This window comes from Pseudomonas sp. s4 (assembly GCF_046764235.1).
Classification (GTDB): Bacteria; Pseudomonadota; Gammaproteobacteria; order Pseudomonadales; family Pseudomonadaceae; genus Aquipseudomonas; species Aquipseudomonas asiatica.
Genome location: NZ_CP177209.1, coordinates 5,865,973 through 5,882,276 on the forward strand (window position 1 = coordinate 5,865,973; position 16,304 = coordinate 5,882,276).

Genomic DNA, 16,304 nt, shown 5'->3' on the forward strand with positions numbered 1-16,304 from the left:
CTCACCGGTGAACTTCACCGCCCGTAACGCGCCTGGCCCCAGTCCAGCAGCGCCTGCAGAAGCTGCTTCAACACCTCCTGTGTCGGTCGTGCCAGGTTTTCGCGGTAATCGAACGGCTCGGCTTCTTCCATATAGGTGCTCTGCGCCAGTTCCAGCTGCACCGCATGGATGTGGTTGGCCGGATCACCGTAATACCGGGTGATATGCCCGCCCTTGAAGCGGCCATTGAGCACGTGGCTGTAGCCTTGGGCCTGGGCACAGACCTCTTTCAGCTGTTCGGCCAGAGCCGGGTCGCAACTGGCGCCGTTGAAGGTACCCAGGTTGAAATCCGGCAGCTTGCCGTCGAACAGGTGCGGGATCAGCGAACGGATCGAATGGGCGTCCCACAGCAGGGCGTAGCCGAATTGCTCGCGCAGCCGTGCCAGCTCACGACGAATCGTGTCGTGGTAGGGGCGCCAGATCTGCTCCAGATACTGCTTGCGCTCCTCGCCTGTCGGCACCAGCCCGTCCTTGAACAATGGCTCGCCATCGAAGAGTGTGGCCGGGTACAGGCCAGTAGTGGCGCCGACGTAAAGTGGTTTGTCGTCATCCGGCCGGTTCAGGTCGATGACGAAACGCGAATACTCCGCGGCTACGACACTGGCGCCCATCTCGCGGGCAAAGTCATACAGCCGCGGAATATGCCAGTCGGTGTCCGGCAGGCTGCGCGCCTGCTCGACCAGGCCGTCTCGAACAGCCGGCGACAGTTTCAGGCCGGCGTGGGGCATGCTGATCAGCAGCGGCAGGCGCCCCTGGTGAAAACTCAGTACCTTGTCCATCGTGCCTCACTCAATTGGAAATTTCGTGGCCCTTGCGCACTACGCGCTTGGGCAGGTCGCCGCCCAGCCAGTAGGCCAGGTCGGCGGGGCGTTCGATCTGCCAGGCGACGAAGTCGGCGACCTTGCCCACTTCCAGCGAGCCATGGCTGTCGCCCAGGCCCAGCGCCGTGGCGGCGTGCACGGTGACACCGGCCAGGGCTTCTTCCGGGGTCATGCGGAAACATGTGCAGCCCATGTTCAGCATCAGCCGAAGCGACAACCCTGGCGAGGTGCCGGGATTGAGGTCGCTGGCCAGGGCGATCTTCACACCGTGGCGGCGCAGGGCGTCCATCGGCGGCAGCTGGGTTTCGCGCAGGAAGTAGAACGCGCCCGGCAGCAGCACGGCGACCGTGCCGGCTTTTGCCATGGCAATGGCGTCTTCCTCGGTCATGAACTCCAGGTGGTCGGCCGACAGCGCCTGGTAGCGCGCCGCCAGGCTGGAACCGTGCAGCGACGACAACTGTTCGGCGTGCAGCTTGACCGGCAGGCCCAGTTCGCGCGCCTTGATGAACAGCCGCTCGACCTGGGCCGGGGAGAACGCCAGGTGTTCGCAGAAGGCATCCACTGCGTCCACCAGGCCTTCGGCGGCCAGGGCCGGCAGCATTTCATCGCAGATGTGCGCGATGTAGTCATCAGCCCGGCCGACGTATTCCGGCGGCAAGGCATGGGCTGCCAGACAGGTGGCGCGCACCGCCAGAGGCAACTCGTCGGCCAGGCGCCGGGCCACACGCAGCATCTTGCGCTCGTTGGCCAGGTCCAGGCCGTAGCCGGACTTGATCTCGATGGTGGTCACGCCATCGCGCATCAGCGCCTGGACCCGTTGGCGGGCACTTGTGAACAGCTCGTCCTCGCTGGCCGCGCGGGTGGCCCGCACGGTGCTGGCGATGCCACCGCCCTGTGCGGCGATTTCGGCATAGCTCACGCCCTGCAGGCGCTGCTCGAACTCGCCGCTGCGGTTGCCACCGAACACCGCGTGGGTGTGGCAGTCGATCAGCCCGGGGGTAACCCAGGCGCCGCCCAGGTCCACCGTACGTTCGGCCTCGACCGACGCCAGCTCGACGCGCGGGCCGATCCACTCGATCAGCCCGGCGTTGGTGACAATGGCCGCGTCCTCAATGGCCGAGTAACGGCCCTCGGCCATGGTTGCCACATGGCAGTGCTGCCAGACGGTTCTCATACATCGACTCCTTTACTTAGCGGTGCAGCTCGGCCGGTTCCGCTACTGGCTTGCCCTGCCCTGCGCGCGGCTTGCACCACAGCAGGTAGGACGCCACCAGGAACACCACCCAGACCACGCCGACGAGCAGTGCCGCCTGGGTATCCGGGAAGTAACCGAGCACGCCAAAGATGAACACCATGAACGCAATGGCCATGGCTGGGCCGTATGGCCAGAATGGTACCGGGAACTGCAGCTGGGCCACTTGTTCACGGCTCATGCTGCGGCGCATGGCCACCTGGGTGAGCAGGATCATCAGCCACACCCAGACGGTAGCGAAGGTGGCGATCGAGGCGATCAGCAGGAACACGTTCTCCGGGATCAGGTAGTTGAGCAGCACGCCGATCAGCAGCGCAGCACCCATCACCACAACGGTCATCCACGGCACGCCGTGCTTCGACAGCTTGCTGAAGCCGCGCGGCGCGTGGCCTTGCTGGGCCAGGCCGTACATCATGCGGCCGGCGCCGAAGATGTCGCTGTTGATGGCCGAGATCGCGGCAGAAATCACCACGATGTTCAGCACCGCGGCGGCAGAGCCGATGCCCAGGTTACTGAAGATTTGCACGAACGGGCTGCCCTGGCTGCCAATCTGCGGCCATGGGAACAGGCACATCAGCACGAACAGGGTGAGCACGTAGAACAGCAGGATGCGCAGCGGCACGGCGTTGATCGCCTTGGGGATGACCCGCTGCGGGTCCTTGGCCTCACCGGCGGTCACGCCGATGATCTCGATGCCGCCGAACGCGAACATCACCACGGCAAAGGAAGCGATCAGGCCACCCACGCCATTGGGCATGAAGCCGCCGTGGTCGAACAGGTTGTTGACACCCACGGCCTGCCCGGTGCCTACCTGGCTGAAGCCGAAGGCCATGATGCCGAGGCCGGCCAGGATCATCGCCACGATGGCGCCGACCTTGAGCAGCGACAGCCAGAATTCCATTTCGCCGAAGACCTTGACGTTGCACAGGTTGAGGCCGCCGATCAGGAAGACGATGCCCAGCACCCAGATCCAGCGGGCCACTTCCGGGAACCAGAAGCCCATGTAGATACCGAAGGCGGTGACGTCGGCGATGGCGACGATGACCATCTCGAAGGCGTAGGTCCAGCCGAGGATGAAGCCGGCCATGGGGCCGAGGTAGGTGCTGGCGTAGTGGCCGAACGAGCCGGCGACCGGGTTGTGCACAGCCATTTCGCCGAGGGCGCGCATGACCATGAACACGGCGGCGCCGCCGATCAGGTAGGCCAGCAGCACGGCCGGGCCGGCCATCTGGATGGCCGAGGCGGAACCGTAGAACAGCCCGGTGCCGATGGCGGAACCGAGGGCCATGAAACGGATGTGGCGGGCACTTAGCCCGCGCTTTAGACCTTGAGCTTGTTGCATGTCACGTCCTTAAATTGTTTTTGTGGTCGTGAGATCGAGGGGGGCTGCCTTGCAGCCCAATCGCCGGCAAGCCAGCTCCCACAGAGATGGTGTGTCGCATCTCCATCTGTGGGAGCCGGCTTGCCGGCGATGGGCCGCACAGCGGCCCCTGGGAGCATTACAGGCTTGGCAGCACACCAGCCGGCAGCAGGCCGGTCAGGCGCCCCTTGGCCAACAGTTCCACGGCCTTCTCGATGTCGGGCGCGAAGAAGCGGTCACGGTCGTAGTGCGGCACTTCGCTGCGCAGCGCCTGGCGCGCCTGCTCCAGCTTGGCCGAGGTCTTCAGGCCCTTGCGCAGGTCCAGGCCCTGGCAGGCGCCCAGCCATTCGATGGCCAGCACGCCGCGGGTGTTTTCAGCCATTTCCCACAGGCGCTTGCCGGCAGCCGGGGCCATCGACACGTGGTCTTCCTGGTTGGCCGAGGTCGGCAGGCTGTCGACACTGTGCGGGTGCGACAGGGCCTTGTTCTCGCTGGCCAGGGCAGCAGCGGTGACCTGGGCGATCATGAAGCCCGAGTTGACCCCACCGTTTTCCACCAGGAACGGCGGCAGCTGGGACATGTGCTTGTCCATCATCAGCGAGATACGGCGCTCGCTGAGCGAACCGATTTCAGCGATGGCCAGGGCGATGTTGTCGGCGGCCATGGCCACCGGCTCGGCGTGGAAGTTACCGCCGGAAATCACGTCACCTTCGGCAGCGAACACCAGCGGGTTGTCCGACACGGCGTTGGCTTCGATGCCCAGTACCTCGGCGGCCTGGCGCAGCTGGGTCAGGCAGGCACCCATGACCTGAGGCTGGCAGCGCAGCGAGTACGGGTCCTGGACCTTGTCGCAGTTCTTGTGCGACAGCGACACTTCGCTGGAGTCGCCCAGCAGGTCACGGAAGCAGGCAGCAGTGTCGATCTGGCCGCGCTGGCCACGCACTTCGTGAATGCGCGCATCGAATGGCGAGCGCGAGCCCAGTGCGGCTTCGACGCTCAGGCCGCCGCAGGCGATGGCAGCGGCGTACAGGTCTTCGCCCTGGAACAGGCCACGCAGGGCATAGGCGGTGGACGCCTGGGTGCCGTTGAGCAGGGCCAAACCCTCCTTGGCGGCCAGGGTCAGCGGCTCGAGGCCGGCCACGGCCAGGGCTTCGGTGGCTGGCAGCCACTGGCCCTTGTAGCGGGCCTTGCCTTCACCCAGCAGCACCAGCGACATGTGCGCCAGCGGGGCGAGGTCGCCGGAAGCGCCCACCGAACCCTTCAGCGGGATGTGCGGATAGACTTCGGCGTTGACCAGGGCGATCAGCGCGTCGATGACTTTGCGACGGATGCCGGAGAAGCCACGGCTGAGGCTGTTGATCTTCAGCACCATGATCAGCCGCACCAGGTCGTCATCCAGCGGCGCGCCGACACCGGCGGCGTGGGACAGCACCAGCGAACGCTGCAGGTTTTCCAGGTCGTGGCTGGCGATGCGGGTCGAGGCCAGCAGGCCGAAACCGGTGTTGATGCCGTAGGCGGTACGGTCTTCGGCGATGATCTGCTCGACGCAGGCAACGCTGGCGTCGATGGCCGGCGCGGCGCTGGCGTCCAGTTGCAAGCGCACGGGCGCCGCATGGATGGAGCGCAGTTGGGCCAGGGTCAGGGTGCCGGGCTTGAGGGTCAATTCGGTCACTTCACTACTCCAATCGCGTGGAGCCGCAGGCCCGTTTGTAAGTGCCTGCGTGCTCCTTCTTGTTGTTCAGTATCACCCCTTGTGGGGTGCGATCCAAAGCGTGGCGATCAGCCAGTGATCATCGGCAGGTCCAGGCCCTGCTCCTTGGCGCAGTCGATGGCGATGTCGTAACCGGCATCGGCATGACGCATCACACCGGTCCCTGGGTCGTTGGTCAGCACGCGAGCGATACGCTCGGCGGCTTCATCGGTACCGTCGCAGACGATGACCATGCCAGAGTGCTGGGAGAAGCCCATGCCCACGCCACCACCGTGGTGCAGCGAAACCCAGGTAGCACCGCCGGCGGTGTTCAGCAGGGCGTTGAGCAGCGGCCAGTCGGAGACAGCGTCGGAACCGTCGCGCATGGCTTCGGTTTCACGGTTGGGGCTGGACACCGAACCGGAGTCCAGGTGGTCACGACCGATCACGATCGGTGCCGACAGCTCGCCGCTGCGTACCATTTCGTTGAACGCCAGGCCCAGCTTGGCGCGCAGGCCCAGACCAACCCAGCAGATACGTGCCGGCAGGCCCTGGAAGCTGATGCGCTCGCGAGCCATGTCCAGCCAGCGGTGCAGGTGGGCGTCGTCGGGGATCAGTTCCTTGACCTTGGCGTCGGTCTTGTAGATGTCTTCGGCATCACCGGACAGCGCCGCCCAGCGGAACGGGCCGATGCCACGGCAGAACAGCGGGCGGATGTAGGCCGGCACGAAGCCCGGGAAGTCGAAGGCATTGGCCACGCCTTCTTCCTTGGCCATCTGGCGGATGTTGTTGCCATAGTCGAAGGTCGGGACACCCTGCTTCTGGAAATCGAGCATGGCTTGCACGTGCACGGCCATCGACTGCTTGGCGGCCTTGACCACTGCAGCCGGTTCGGTCTGTGCGCGGTCGCGGTACTGTTCCCAGGTCCAGCCGACTGGCAGGTAACCGTTCAGCGGGTCGTGGGCGCTGGTCTGGTCGGTGACCATGTCCGGGCGCACGCCACGCTTGACCAGCTCTGGCAGGATTTCGGCAGCGTTGCCGTGCAGGGCGATGGAGATGGCCTTGCCTTCGGCGGTGTACTTGGCAATGCGTGCCAGGGCGTCGTCGAGGTCAGTGGCCTGCTCGTCGACGTAGCGGGTTTCCAGACGGAAGTCGATGCGGCTCTGCTGGCATTCGATGTTCAGCGAGCAGGCACCGGCCAGGGTGGCGGCCAGTGGCTGGGCGCCGCCCATGCCGCCCAGGCCGGCGGTCAGTACCCACTTGCCTTTCAGGCTGCCGCCGTAATGCTGGCGACCGGCTTCGACGAAGGTTTCGTAGGTGCCCTGGACGATGCCCTGGCTGCCGATGTAGATCCAGCTGCCGGCGGTCATCTGGCCGTACATGGCCAGGCCCTTGGCGTCCAGTTCGTTGAAGTGTTCCCAGTTGGCCCAGTGCGGCACCAGGTTGGAGTTGGCAATCAGTACGCGCGGGGCGTTGCTGTGGGTCTTGAACACGCCGACCGGCTTGCCCGACTGCACCAGCAGGGTTTCGTCGTCTTCCAGGCGGGTCAGGGTCTCGACGATCTTGTCGTAGCACGCCCAGTTACGGGCAGCGCGGCCGATACCGCCGTACACCACCAGTTCCTTCGGGTTTTCCGCGACCTGTGGATCGAGGTTGTTCATCAGCATGCGCAGTGGCGCTTCGGTCAGCCAGCTTTTGGCAGTCAGCTTGTTGCCACGTGGGGCACGGATTTCAACGTCACGGTATTTGTTGTTGTCGGTCACGGGAAAGGTCCTCTGCGGTCGTCCGCGGGCGGGTATGTCGTGGTAGATATACAAACACACCTTTACTTGTATGTACAAGCATGGACAACCAAAATAATTGGATCTTTCCGCTGAATGGCAAAAGAAATGGGGCCGCTGCGCGGCCCTTCGCGGGCTTGCCCGCTCCCACAGAGAGCTCCACTGCCTTCAAGGCGTGCGCTGTACCTGTGGGAGCGGGCAAGCCCGCGAAGGGCTGCGCAGCAGCCCCCGGCTATTTCAACGTGAAACGAGTTCGATCAGGCAGAACCGCCCCTGCACATCCAACCCCAACAACTGGTCATTGCCCTCCAGCCGCAAGCAGTCATACAACCCCAACCGCTGCGTCTCACGCCCGGCAATACCCACCTCGACCTGGCTGCTGGCAGCGAACAGCAACACCGTCGACGCCGAACTGTACAAACGGCTGGTGCCATCGAACCACTGCAACCGCGCCCGGTAGCGCTGCGGTGCATATATCAGGTTGAAATCACGGATCGCCCCGCCCAGCAGCTTGCAGCTGACCTGGCTCTCGCCGCTGAAGGCAAAGGCATCGAACGGCAGCAACGGCCGGCTGGCCTGGCCGTCCACCAGCAAGCGCATGCCGTCGCCCTGCAACACAGTGATGATTCGCTGGTAGCCGGCGAAGGTGGAAAAGCCACCGGACTCCTCGATATCGGCAATCGACAAGCGCCAGCCAAAGCCGTCCAGGCCTTCGCCACTGTCGCGGGTAATCTCTTCGGTGAAACCGCCACCGTTCTTCCACGGCATGCGCGGGTAGCCCTGCGCACGCAACAACTGCAGCTGACTCATTTACTGAAACGTCCTTCCAGGCGATGACGGGAACCGGGGTGGATCAGCCGCGCGGCAGTCACCGGCTGGCGGCCGGACCAGGTGCGACGGCGGATCAGCAGGCAGGGCTCGCCCCTCTCGATCTGCAACAGGCGGCATTCTTCCGGCTCGGCCAGGATTGCCTCTACCACGTGCTCACCCTCGGTCAGCGGCGCCACCTGCGACAGGTAGGCGTATGGCGTCTGCCGGGTGAAGTCCTGCTTGAGGTAGTCGGGGGCAATCGCCGCATTGACGTAGCGGTCCTCGATCTGCACCGGCACGCCGTTCTCGAAATGCACGATCAGCGAGTGGAACACTCGCTGGCCTTCGCGCATATCCAGGGCCAGGGCCCGCTCGGAACCGGCCGTTTCCTCGGTGAGGGTGATCACCTGGCAGCTATGCTGGTGGCCACGCGCGGCAATTTCGTCGGCAATGTTGTTGACCTCGAACAGCGCCGAACGCCCCTTGGGCTCGGCCACGAAGGTACCGACCCCTTGCATGCGCACCAGCAGGCCTTCGGCAGTGAGCTCGCGCAGGGCGCGGTTGATGGTCATGCGGCTGAAGCCCAGCTCACTGACCAGTTCGCTCTCCGAGGGTACCCGGTGATGCGGTGGCCAGCTGCCGTTGTCGATCTGCTGGATGATCATCTGTTTGACCCGGGCGTAAAGCGGAGCCGGGCCCTCGCCCATCTGGGCAACCAGCGCGGAGACAGGAGGTGTCGGCACGGCGTTGGATCCTTGTGCAAATGGAATGAGCGGTAGCTTGCCGCAGTTTACCCGGCAGGCAAACGCCTGTATATGTATATACAAGTTAACAATAACAGGATTTTCACCGATGTCCGCCTACTTCGCCGAACGCGCCCTGCTACCCACGGGTTGGGCTAGCCATGTCCGCATCGAGGTCACCAGTGATGGCCATGTGGCCCGCATCGAACCGGGCGCCTCGGCCGAAGGCGCCGAGCGGCTGGCCGGCCCGCTGCTGCCCGGCATGCCCAACCTGCACTCGCATGCCTTCCAGCGCGCCATGGCAGGGCTGGCGGAAGTCGCCGGCAACCCCAACGACAGTTTCTGGACCTGGCGCGACCTGATGTACCGCCTGGTCGGCCAGATCAGTCCAGAGCAGCTGCAGGTCATCGCCCGCCAGCTGTACATCGAAATGCTCAAGGCCGGCTATACCTCGGTCGCCGAGTTCCACTACGTGCACCATGACCAGGCCGGCAGGGCCTACGCCGACCCGGCCGAACTGTCCCGCCGCATCAGCGCGGCTGCAGCCGACAGCGGCATTGGCCTGACCTTGCTGCCGGTGCTGTACAGCCACGCAGGCTTCGGCGGCCAAGCCCCGAATGACGGGCAACGGCGCTTCATAAATTCCACTGAACAGTACCTGCAACTGCAAGCGCAGCTGGCCCCGCTGCTGGCCGCGCAACCCGCGCAGCAACTGGGTCTGTGCTTCCATTCGTTGCGCGCGGTGACGCCCGGGCAGATCGCCGAAGTGCTGGCAGCCAGCGACAAACAGTGCCCGGTGCATATCCATATCGCCGAGCAGCAGAAGGAAGTCGACGACTGCCTGGCCTGGAGCGGCCTGCGCCCGTTGCAGTGGCTGTACGAGCACGTGGATGTGGACCCGCGCTGGTGCCTGGTGCACGCAACCCACGCAGAGCCGGATGAAGTCACCGCAATGGCCCGCAGCGGCGCGGTAGCCGGGCTTTGCCTGACCACCGAGGCCAACCTGGGCGACGGGATTTTCCCGGCAGTGGACTATCTGGCACATGGTGGGCGCATGGGCATTGGTTCGGACAGCCATGTATCGCTGAGCGTGGTGGAGGAACTGCGCTGGCTGGAATATGGCCAGCGACTGCGCGACCAGCGGCGTAACCGCCTGTATCGCGGCGACCAGCCGATGGTCGGGCGGACTTTGTATGACGCTGCCCTGGCGGGCGGTGCGCAGGCGCTGGGGCAGGCGGTCGGGGAACTGGCCGTGGGCAAGCGCGCCGACTGGCTGGTGCTCGATGGGCAGGACCCTTACATCGCCATGGCCGATGGGGATGCGATTCTCAACCGCTGGCTGTTTGCAGGCGGCGATCGCCAGGTGCGGGATGTGATGGTGAATGGGCTGTGGGTGGTGCGCCAGGGGCGGCATGCGCAGGAAGAGCAAAGCGCGCTGGCGTTTGCCGAGGTGTTGCGACAGCTGTTGGGGTGAGTTTATTGGGGCCGCTTTGCGGCCCATCGCGACACAAGGCCGCTCCTACAGGAATGTGCGTTCCCCTGTAGGAGCGGCCTTGTGTCGCGATGGGCTGCAAAGCAGCCCCCAGAAATTCAGTGCATCTTGACGATCTGCTGGTCCGACGCGCGCCAGATCAGCCGACTGGTGTCATAACCCTGCTGCCGGGCCTTGGACATCAGGTTCTCGCGCTCCCAGGCTGGTAGCGTCGGCGTACGCGACAGTAGCCACAAGTGCTTGCGGTCCGGGCTGCCGACCACCGCCGTGCGATAGCGATCATCCACATACAGGATCCAGTACTCGCCCCTCGCCACCCCTGGCACCAGCTTGGTGAACCAGTTGTCGAACTCGACCCACAACTTGTCGGTGTGCCCTGGCTCCTGGATGTTCGCATGCCCTTCGGCGCGCAGCCATTCGTCACCCATGGTGCGGCAGCGGTTGAGCACGCCGAGGCTACCATCGAGCCTGAGGTTGTAGTGCGCTTCGGACTGCTCACAGCCGGTCTGGTAGCGCATTGGCAGGCGCGCCAGTTCGTACCACTTGCCCTGGTAGCGCTTGAGGTCGATGTTGCCCGCGGTTTTCGGCGCCAGCGGGTCGTGCACGGAGCCGGCACAACCGCCCAGCAGCAACGCCAGGCATACCCCCATCAGCAGATAAACGCGCCTCATTTGAGACCCTGCCCTGAATACATGAGCACCTTGTCAGCCGCGTACTGCACACTGATGAAGCTCTTCTCGTCCCCCCAGGTGCAGCTGCTCATGCCCAGCGCGCCAGAGCACTCGGTCGGCGTGCCGAGCAGCTGCTCGACCTCGGCCTTGTTCATACCGGCCTTGATCTTGGAATAGTTTTCCTGATTGATCTTGCTGCAGGCAGTCAGAACGACGCACAGCGACAACAGGGCGAGGGAACGCAACGACATGAAGGACACTCCTGGAGAGGGGATACAGGCGAGTGGCCTGCAGTGACCTTCGACGGTAAAAACCCTCCCAGGTTCCCTGCTCCCCCTCCTCTACCCCTACACCATTGGTCGGATGGCCACTACTGTGCGATTAATCACAAAGAATTACCCCGCACAAACAAAAAGGCCGCCCCTACGTACTGTAGGAGCAGCCTTGTGCTGCGAAAGGGCCGGTGAGGCCAACAGGGATGCATGGGCAGCGAGGGACACTTCGCAGCACAAGGCTGCTCCTACAAGGATCCCGCCAACCCTGGAATCAGAACCTGGACCCAGGCTCCAGCAAAAAGTCCATCTCTTCGCTGGTACTCGGCCGCTCCAGCACCAGGTTGCGGTGCGGGAAGCGCCCGAAACGGGCAATTACCCGCTGGTGCTGCTCGGCATAGTCGAGGAAGCCTTCGAACAACCGGCGGTTGGCTTCGGGCTGCTCGTCCAGCAGCACCTGGTAGCGCTCGACGCACAGGTTCTGCCAGTCCAGCACTTCGGCATGTTCCAGTACCAGCAGCACGAACACCCGCTGTATCGGCAGCAGCTGGTAATCCCAGTTCTTCTGCAAACCCTGCATCGCCACCACCTGAGCACGCCGGTCGCCCTCGAAGGCACGCGGCGTGTCGCGGTAGATCATGCGCGGCAGCTGGTCCAGCAGGATCAGCAGGCCCAGCCAGCCCTGCGGGCTTTGCTGCCACTCGTCGAGCCCACCCGCCAGGGCATGCTCGACCAGATCGCCAAACAGCGCATGGGCGTCGGCGTCATGATGCTTGCCGAACCACAGCGTGCTCTTCTCGTCAGCCACGGCCTGGGGACTGGTGCCCCAACCGAACCACCACTCCAGCAACGGCTGCCAAGGTGCGAGCATGACTTACTCCTTGTGGTAGGCGGTGACGCGCTCTACCTCTTCCTTCGAGCCGAGAATTACCGACACACGCTGGTGCAGGCTTTCTGGCTGGATGTCGAGGATGCGATCGTAACCGTTGGTGGAGGCGCCGCCGGCCTGTTCGATGATGAAGGACATCGGGTTGGCTTCGTACATCAGGCGCAGCTTGCCCGGCTTGCTCGGTTCGCGGGCGTCACGTGGGTACATGAACAGGCCGCCACGGGTCAGGATGCGGTGTACGTCGGCCACCATCGAGGCGATCCAGCGCATGTTGTAGTTTTTCTTCAGCGGGCCGGTCTCGCCTGCCAGCAGTTCCCCCACGTAACGCTGAACCGGGGCTTCCCAGTGGCGCTGGTTGGACATGTTGATGGCGAATTCTGCGGTAGTTTCCGGCACGCGGATGTTTTCGTGGGTGAGGACGAAGCTGCCCAGTTCGCGGTCCAGGGTGAAGCCCTTGACGCCGTTGCCCAGGGTCAGGATCAGCATGGTCTGCGGGCCGTAGATGGCGTAACCGGCGGCAACCTGCTGTGTGCCTGGTTGCAGGAAGGCTTTTTCGTTCAGGGTTTCGTTCTGGCTCAGGTATTCGTTAGGGCAACGCAGTACCGAGAAGATAGTGCCGACCGAAACGTTGACGTCGATGTTGGACGAGCCATCCAGCGGGTCGAATACCAGCAGGTAGGCGCCTTTCGGGTACTTGCCCGGGATCTGGTAGGCGTTGTCCATTTCTTCGGAAGCCATGCCGGCCAGGTGGCCGCCCCACTCGTTGGCTTCCAGCAGGATATCGTTGGAAATCACGTCCAGTTTCTTCTGGACTTCGCCCTGCACGTTTTCAGTGCCCATGCTGCCCAGCACGCCACCGAGGGCGCCTTTGGAAACGTGATGGCTGATTTCCTTGCACGCACGCGCCACCACTTCGATCAGGAAGCGCAGATCGGCAGGGGTATTGTTGCTGCGGGTCTGCTCAATCAGATAGCGACTAAGGGTAACGCGGGACATGTATGGCTCCGAAAGGATTGGGGGATAAAAACCCCCGCAGTTTACAGGGAGAGTTGCAGGCTAGCGAGTGATGAGACTCGCAACGGCTCTCAGACGGCACAATAGGTCGGTAGTTCAGCGCGCGCCAGGCCGGTGGTCTGGTTGTGGGCCCATTCGCGGGCACGCCCGCTCCCACAGGGACTGCACAAGATTTCCAAGGTCGTGCGAATCCTGGGAGAGCGGGCGTGCCCACGAAGAGGCCGGCACAGGCTTACCTCAATCCAAAGCCTTCCAGATCTCGCTGGCATATTCCCGAATGGTCCGGTCCGAGGAGAACCAGCCCATCCGCGCGGTATTCAGCACCGCCATACGCCACCATTCCTGCGGCGTGTGCCAAAGCTCCTCGACCCGTCGCTGGGCATCCCAGTAGGCATCGAAATCGGCACACACCAGGAAACGGTCATGAGCTACCAGCCCGTCGATCAGCGCGCTGTAGCGCGACGGGTCGTCCGGTGAGAACACCCCGCTGCGAACAGCCTGCAACACGTCGTTCAGGCGGCTGGACGCGGCAATCGCCGCACTGGCGCCAAAGTCACCGTCGCGCCGCCTGGCCTCCACCTGCTGCGCAGTAAGGCCGAAGATGAACATGTTTTCGGTACCCACCTGCTCGCTCATCTCGACATTGGCACCATCCAGGGTACCGATGGTCAACGCGCCGTTCAGGCCGAACTTCATGTTGCTGGTGCCGGACGCTTCGTAACCGGCGGTGGAAATCTGCTCGGAAAGGTCCGCCGCCGGGATGATGCTTTCAGCCAGACTGACGTTGTAGTTGGGCAGGAACACCACCTTCAGCAGGCCGCGCACGGTGGGGTCGTTGTTCACCACCCGGGCGATGTCGTTGGCCAGCTTGATGATCAGCTTAGCCTGGTGATAGCTGGCCGCGGCCTTGCCGGCGAAGATCTTCACCCGCGGCACCCAGTCGGTACCGGGGTCGTTGCGCATGGCCTGGTACAACGCCACGGTGTGCAGCAGGTTGAGCAACTGGCGCTTGTATTCGTGGATGCGCTTGACCTGCACGTCGAACAACGCCTCGGGGTTCACCGTAACGCCCAGGCGGTCCTGGATGATGCTGGCCAGGGCACGCTTGCTGTGCAGGCGCTGCGCGGCGAACTGCTTGCGGAAACCGCTCTTGTCGGCGAACGGTACCAGATTGGCCAGGCGTCCTTCGGGGTCGTCCAGCAGATCAGGGCCCAGCGCCTCGATCAGCATCGCGGTCAGCTGCGGGTTGGACTGGTACAGCCAGCGGCGGAAGGTAATGCCGTTAGTCTTGTTGTTGATCCGTTGCGGGTAGAGCTTGTGCAGCTCGGCGAACACCGTGCTTTTCATCAGCTTGCTGTGCAGCGCCGACACACCGTTGACGCTGTGCGAGCCGAGGAACGCCAGGTTGCCCATGCGCACCCGGCGGCCATTGTCTTCCTCGATCAACGACACAGCCCGCAACACGTCGAAGTCGTGCAGGCCTTTCGCCCGCAGCGCGTCGATGTGGTAGGCGTTGATCAGGTAGATGATCTGCATGTGCCGCGGCAGCATGCGTTCCATCAGCGCAACGGGCCAGGTTTCCAGGGCTTCGGGCAGCAAGGTGTGGTTGGTGTAGGCCAGGGTGCCGACGGTCAACTCCCAGGCGGTATCCCAAGGGATCTCATGCTGGTCGACCAGCAGGCGCATCAGCTCGGCCACGGCGATCGACGGGTGGGTGTCGTTGAGCTGGATGGCCGCCGCATCCGGCAGGTTGAGCAGGTTGTCGTGCATGTTCAGGTGGCGGCGCAGCAGGTCCTGCAACGAGGCCGAGACGAAGAAGTATTCCTGGCGCAGGCGCAGTTCCTGGCCCGCCTCGGTACTGTCGGCCGGGTACAGCACCCGCGAAATGCTTTCGGCCCGTGCCACCTCGGCCACCGCGCCCAGGTGGTCGCCGGCATTGAAGCGTTCCAGGTGCAGCTCTTCCAGCGCCCGCGCACGCCACAGGCGCAGGGTATTGACGCTGGCCCCGCGCCAACCGACCACCGGGGTATCGTAGGCCACCGCCCGCACGGTCTCGCCCGGCCACCATACCTGGCGCTGCTGGCCGTGGGTGTCGTGCACCGTTTCGACGCTGCCGCCAAAGCTGATGGGGTAGATCACCTCGGCGCGCTCGAACTCCCAGGGGTTGCCGAAGTCGAGCCAGTTCTCGGTCTGCTCCTGCTGCCAGCCATCGACCATGGCCTGACGGAACAGCCCGTGCTCATAGCGGATGCCATAACCGTGAGCAGCGATGCCCAGGGTCGACATGCTCTCCATGAAGCACGCTGCCAGGCGACCCAGGCCACCGTTGCCCAGCGCGGCATCGGGCTCGAGCAGGCGAATGCGCTCCAGGTCCACGTTCAGCCCTTCCAATGCGTCGCGGGCAATGTCGAGCAGGCCCAGGTTGCTCAGGCTGTCATACAGCAGCCGGCCGATGAGGAATTCGAGAGAAAGGTAATAGACCCGCTTCTGGCTGCGGCGATACGCCTGGCGGGTGTGGTCCATCCAGTGATCGACCATGTGATCGCGCGCGGCCAGGGCGATGGCCTCGAACCAGTCGTGGTCGAAGGCGTGCTCTGGGTCCTTGCCAACCGCGTAGGTCAGCTTGTCCAGTACAGCGGCGCGAAATTCGGCCACCTCGGCGTCACGAGCTTTGGGTTCCTGGGACATGCGGCATCCTCGGGCAAGTTGACGAAAACGGAGGGAGACTGTTGAGCCTAGACCCTTCGACAGGGAGTGACAGTTAGCGTTCGCAGTTTTCATGCCCACTTTGCGATTCCGGCAAAAGGTTGTTCATAAATTGAACAATTCCGGTATGATCGCGCGCCCCAAGACCGTGATACACCCCATAAAGATGAAAACGACCCTGATCGCCGCAGCCGAAGTCGACCGCCTGGAGACCTGGCAGCGCTACACCAGCAACATGTGCCATGGCTGCCATTCGACCTGCTGCACCCTGCCGGTGGAGGTGAAGATCAAGGATCTGATCCGTATCGGCGTGGTCGACGAGTTCGAGAAAGACGAACCGCCGAAGAACATCGCCAAGCGCCTGCAGAAGGATGGCATCATCGAACGCTTCAACCAGAAGTCGGGGATCTTCACCCTGACCCGGATGAGCAATGATGACTGCCTGTATCTGGATCGTAAAAGCCGGCTGTGCACCATTTATGACAAGCGGCCGGATACCTGCCGCAACCACCCCAAGGTCGGGCCGCGGCCGGGGTATTGTGCGTACAAGCCCAAGGTGGTCGGGCGCTGATCGCTAGCCTTCAAGGGCCTCTTCGCGGGCTTGCCCGCTCCCACAAGGGTCGCGCAAATCATGGGCTCAGCGACACACCTGTGGGAGCGGGCAAGCCCGCGAAGGGCCGCAAAGCGGCCCCAATTCGCTTAGCTTACTGGCATTAGGACACGCCCGTGAAAAACGGTGAAGCCGGTGCAATCCATTTCAGTAT

General features: G+C 63.8%; 14 protein-coding genes. 2 read left to right on the top strand and 12 right to left on the bottom strand.

Annotated features, from left to right (window positions below; all coding sequences use genetic code 11):
* Window positions 1–14: 14 nt before the first annotated feature.
* The 7 genes from hutG to hutC form a co-directional block, all read right to left on the bottom strand.
* The gene (hutG, locus tag ACK56M_RS27220; RefSeq protein WP_015272102.1) at window positions 15–818 is read right to left on the bottom strand and encodes an N-formylglutamate deformylase; all 804 of its coding nucleotides are present in this window, start codon (window positions 816–818) and stop codon (window positions 15–17) included.
* Between the two features lie 10 nt (window positions 819–828).
* The gene (gene hutI, locus ACK56M_RS27225) at window positions 829–2,034 is read right to left on the bottom strand and encodes an imidazolonepropionase (RefSeq protein WP_054572188.1); all 1,206 of its coding nucleotides are present in this window, start codon (window positions 2,032–2,034) and stop codon (window positions 829–831) included.
* A 16-nt stretch (window positions 2,035–2,050) separates the two neighbouring features.
* The gene (locus tag ACK56M_RS27230) at window positions 2,051–3,454 is read right to left on the bottom strand and encodes an amino acid permease (RefSeq protein ID WP_054572189.1); all 1,404 of its coding nucleotides are present in this window, start codon (window positions 3,452–3,454) and stop codon (window positions 2,051–2,053) included.
* Window positions 3,455–3,611: 157 nt separating this feature from the next.
* On the bottom strand, window positions 3,612–5,144 hold the full coding sequence (gene hutH, locus ACK56M_RS27235) for a histidine ammonia-lyase (protein WP_015272105.1): 1,533 nt from the start codon (window positions 5,142–5,144) through the stop codon (window positions 3,612–3,614).
* Between the two features lie 107 nt (window positions 5,145–5,251).
* Window positions 5,252–6,925 (bottom strand): urocanate hydratase, encoded by a 1,674-nt coding sequence (hutU, locus tag ACK56M_RS27240; protein ID WP_411959156.1) that lies wholly within the window; start codon window positions 6,923–6,925, stop codon window positions 5,252–5,254.
* Between the two features lie 255 nt (window positions 6,926–7,180).
* Window positions 7,181–7,753 (bottom strand): HutD family protein, encoded by a 573-nt coding sequence (locus tag ACK56M_RS27245; protein ID WP_013974562.1) that lies wholly within the window; start codon window positions 7,751–7,753, stop codon window positions 7,181–7,183.
* A complete protein-coding gene (gene hutC / locus ACK56M_RS27250; RefSeq protein WP_013974563.1) occupies window positions 7,750–8,460 on the bottom strand; it encodes a histidine utilization repressor in 711 nt (236 codons plus the stop codon). The genes ACK56M_RS27245 and hutC overlap by 4 nt, the downstream gene beginning before the upstream one ends.
* Before the next feature lie 145 nt (window positions 8,461–8,605).
* Here hutC and ACK56M_RS27255 point away from each other — a divergent pair, with 145 nt between their 5' ends.
* On the top strand, window positions 8,606–9,970 hold the full coding sequence (locus ACK56M_RS27255) for a formimidoylglutamate deiminase (RefSeq protein ID WP_411959157.1): 1,365 nt from the start codon (window positions 8,606–8,608) through the stop codon (window positions 9,968–9,970).
* 116 nt (window positions 9,971–10,086) lie between these two features.
* Here ACK56M_RS27255 and ACK56M_RS27260 read toward each other — a convergent pair whose 3' ends face one another.
* From ACK56M_RS27260 to ACK56M_RS27280, 5 genes are all read right to left on the bottom strand, one after another.
* On the bottom strand, window positions 10,087–10,659 hold the full coding sequence (locus ACK56M_RS27260) for a lipocalin family protein (protein ID WP_003259870.1): 573 nt from the start codon (window positions 10,657–10,659) through the stop codon (window positions 10,087–10,089).
* The gene (gene bamE, locus ACK56M_RS27265; RefSeq protein ID WP_003249234.1) at window positions 10,656–10,910 is read right to left on the bottom strand and encodes an outer membrane protein assembly factor BamE; all 255 of its coding nucleotides are present in this window, start codon (window positions 10,908–10,910) and stop codon (window positions 10,656–10,658) included. The genes ACK56M_RS27260 and bamE overlap by 4 nt, the downstream gene beginning before the upstream one ends.
* Before the next feature lie 295 nt (window positions 10,911–11,205).
* The gene (locus tag ACK56M_RS27270; RefSeq protein WP_013974567.1) at window positions 11,206–11,802 is read right to left on the bottom strand and encodes a DUF924 family protein; all 597 of its coding nucleotides are present in this window, start codon (window positions 11,800–11,802) and stop codon (window positions 11,206–11,208) included.
* A 3-nt stretch (window positions 11,803–11,805) separates the two neighbouring features.
* A complete protein-coding gene (locus ACK56M_RS27275) occupies window positions 11,806–12,816 on the bottom strand; it encodes a class 1 fructose-bisphosphatase (RefSeq protein WP_013974568.1) in 1,011 nt (336 codons plus the stop codon).
* Window positions 12,817–13,071: 255 nt separating this feature from the next.
* The gene (locus tag ACK56M_RS27280) at window positions 13,072–15,522 is read right to left on the bottom strand and encodes a glycogen/starch/alpha-glucan phosphorylase (RefSeq protein ID WP_015272110.1); all 2,451 of its coding nucleotides are present in this window, start codon (window positions 15,520–15,522) and stop codon (window positions 13,072–13,074) included.
* 184 nt (window positions 15,523–15,706) lie between these two features.
* Between ACK56M_RS27280 and ACK56M_RS27285 the strand changes: the two genes are divergently transcribed.
* Window positions 15,707–16,111 carry a YkgJ family cysteine cluster protein gene (locus ACK56M_RS27285; protein WP_003259873.1) on the top strand — a complete coding sequence of 135 codons (405 nt, stop codon included), beginning with the start codon at window positions 15,707–15,709 and terminating at the stop codon, window positions 16,109–16,111.
* The last annotated feature ends 193 nt before the right edge of the window (window positions 16,112–16,304 follow it).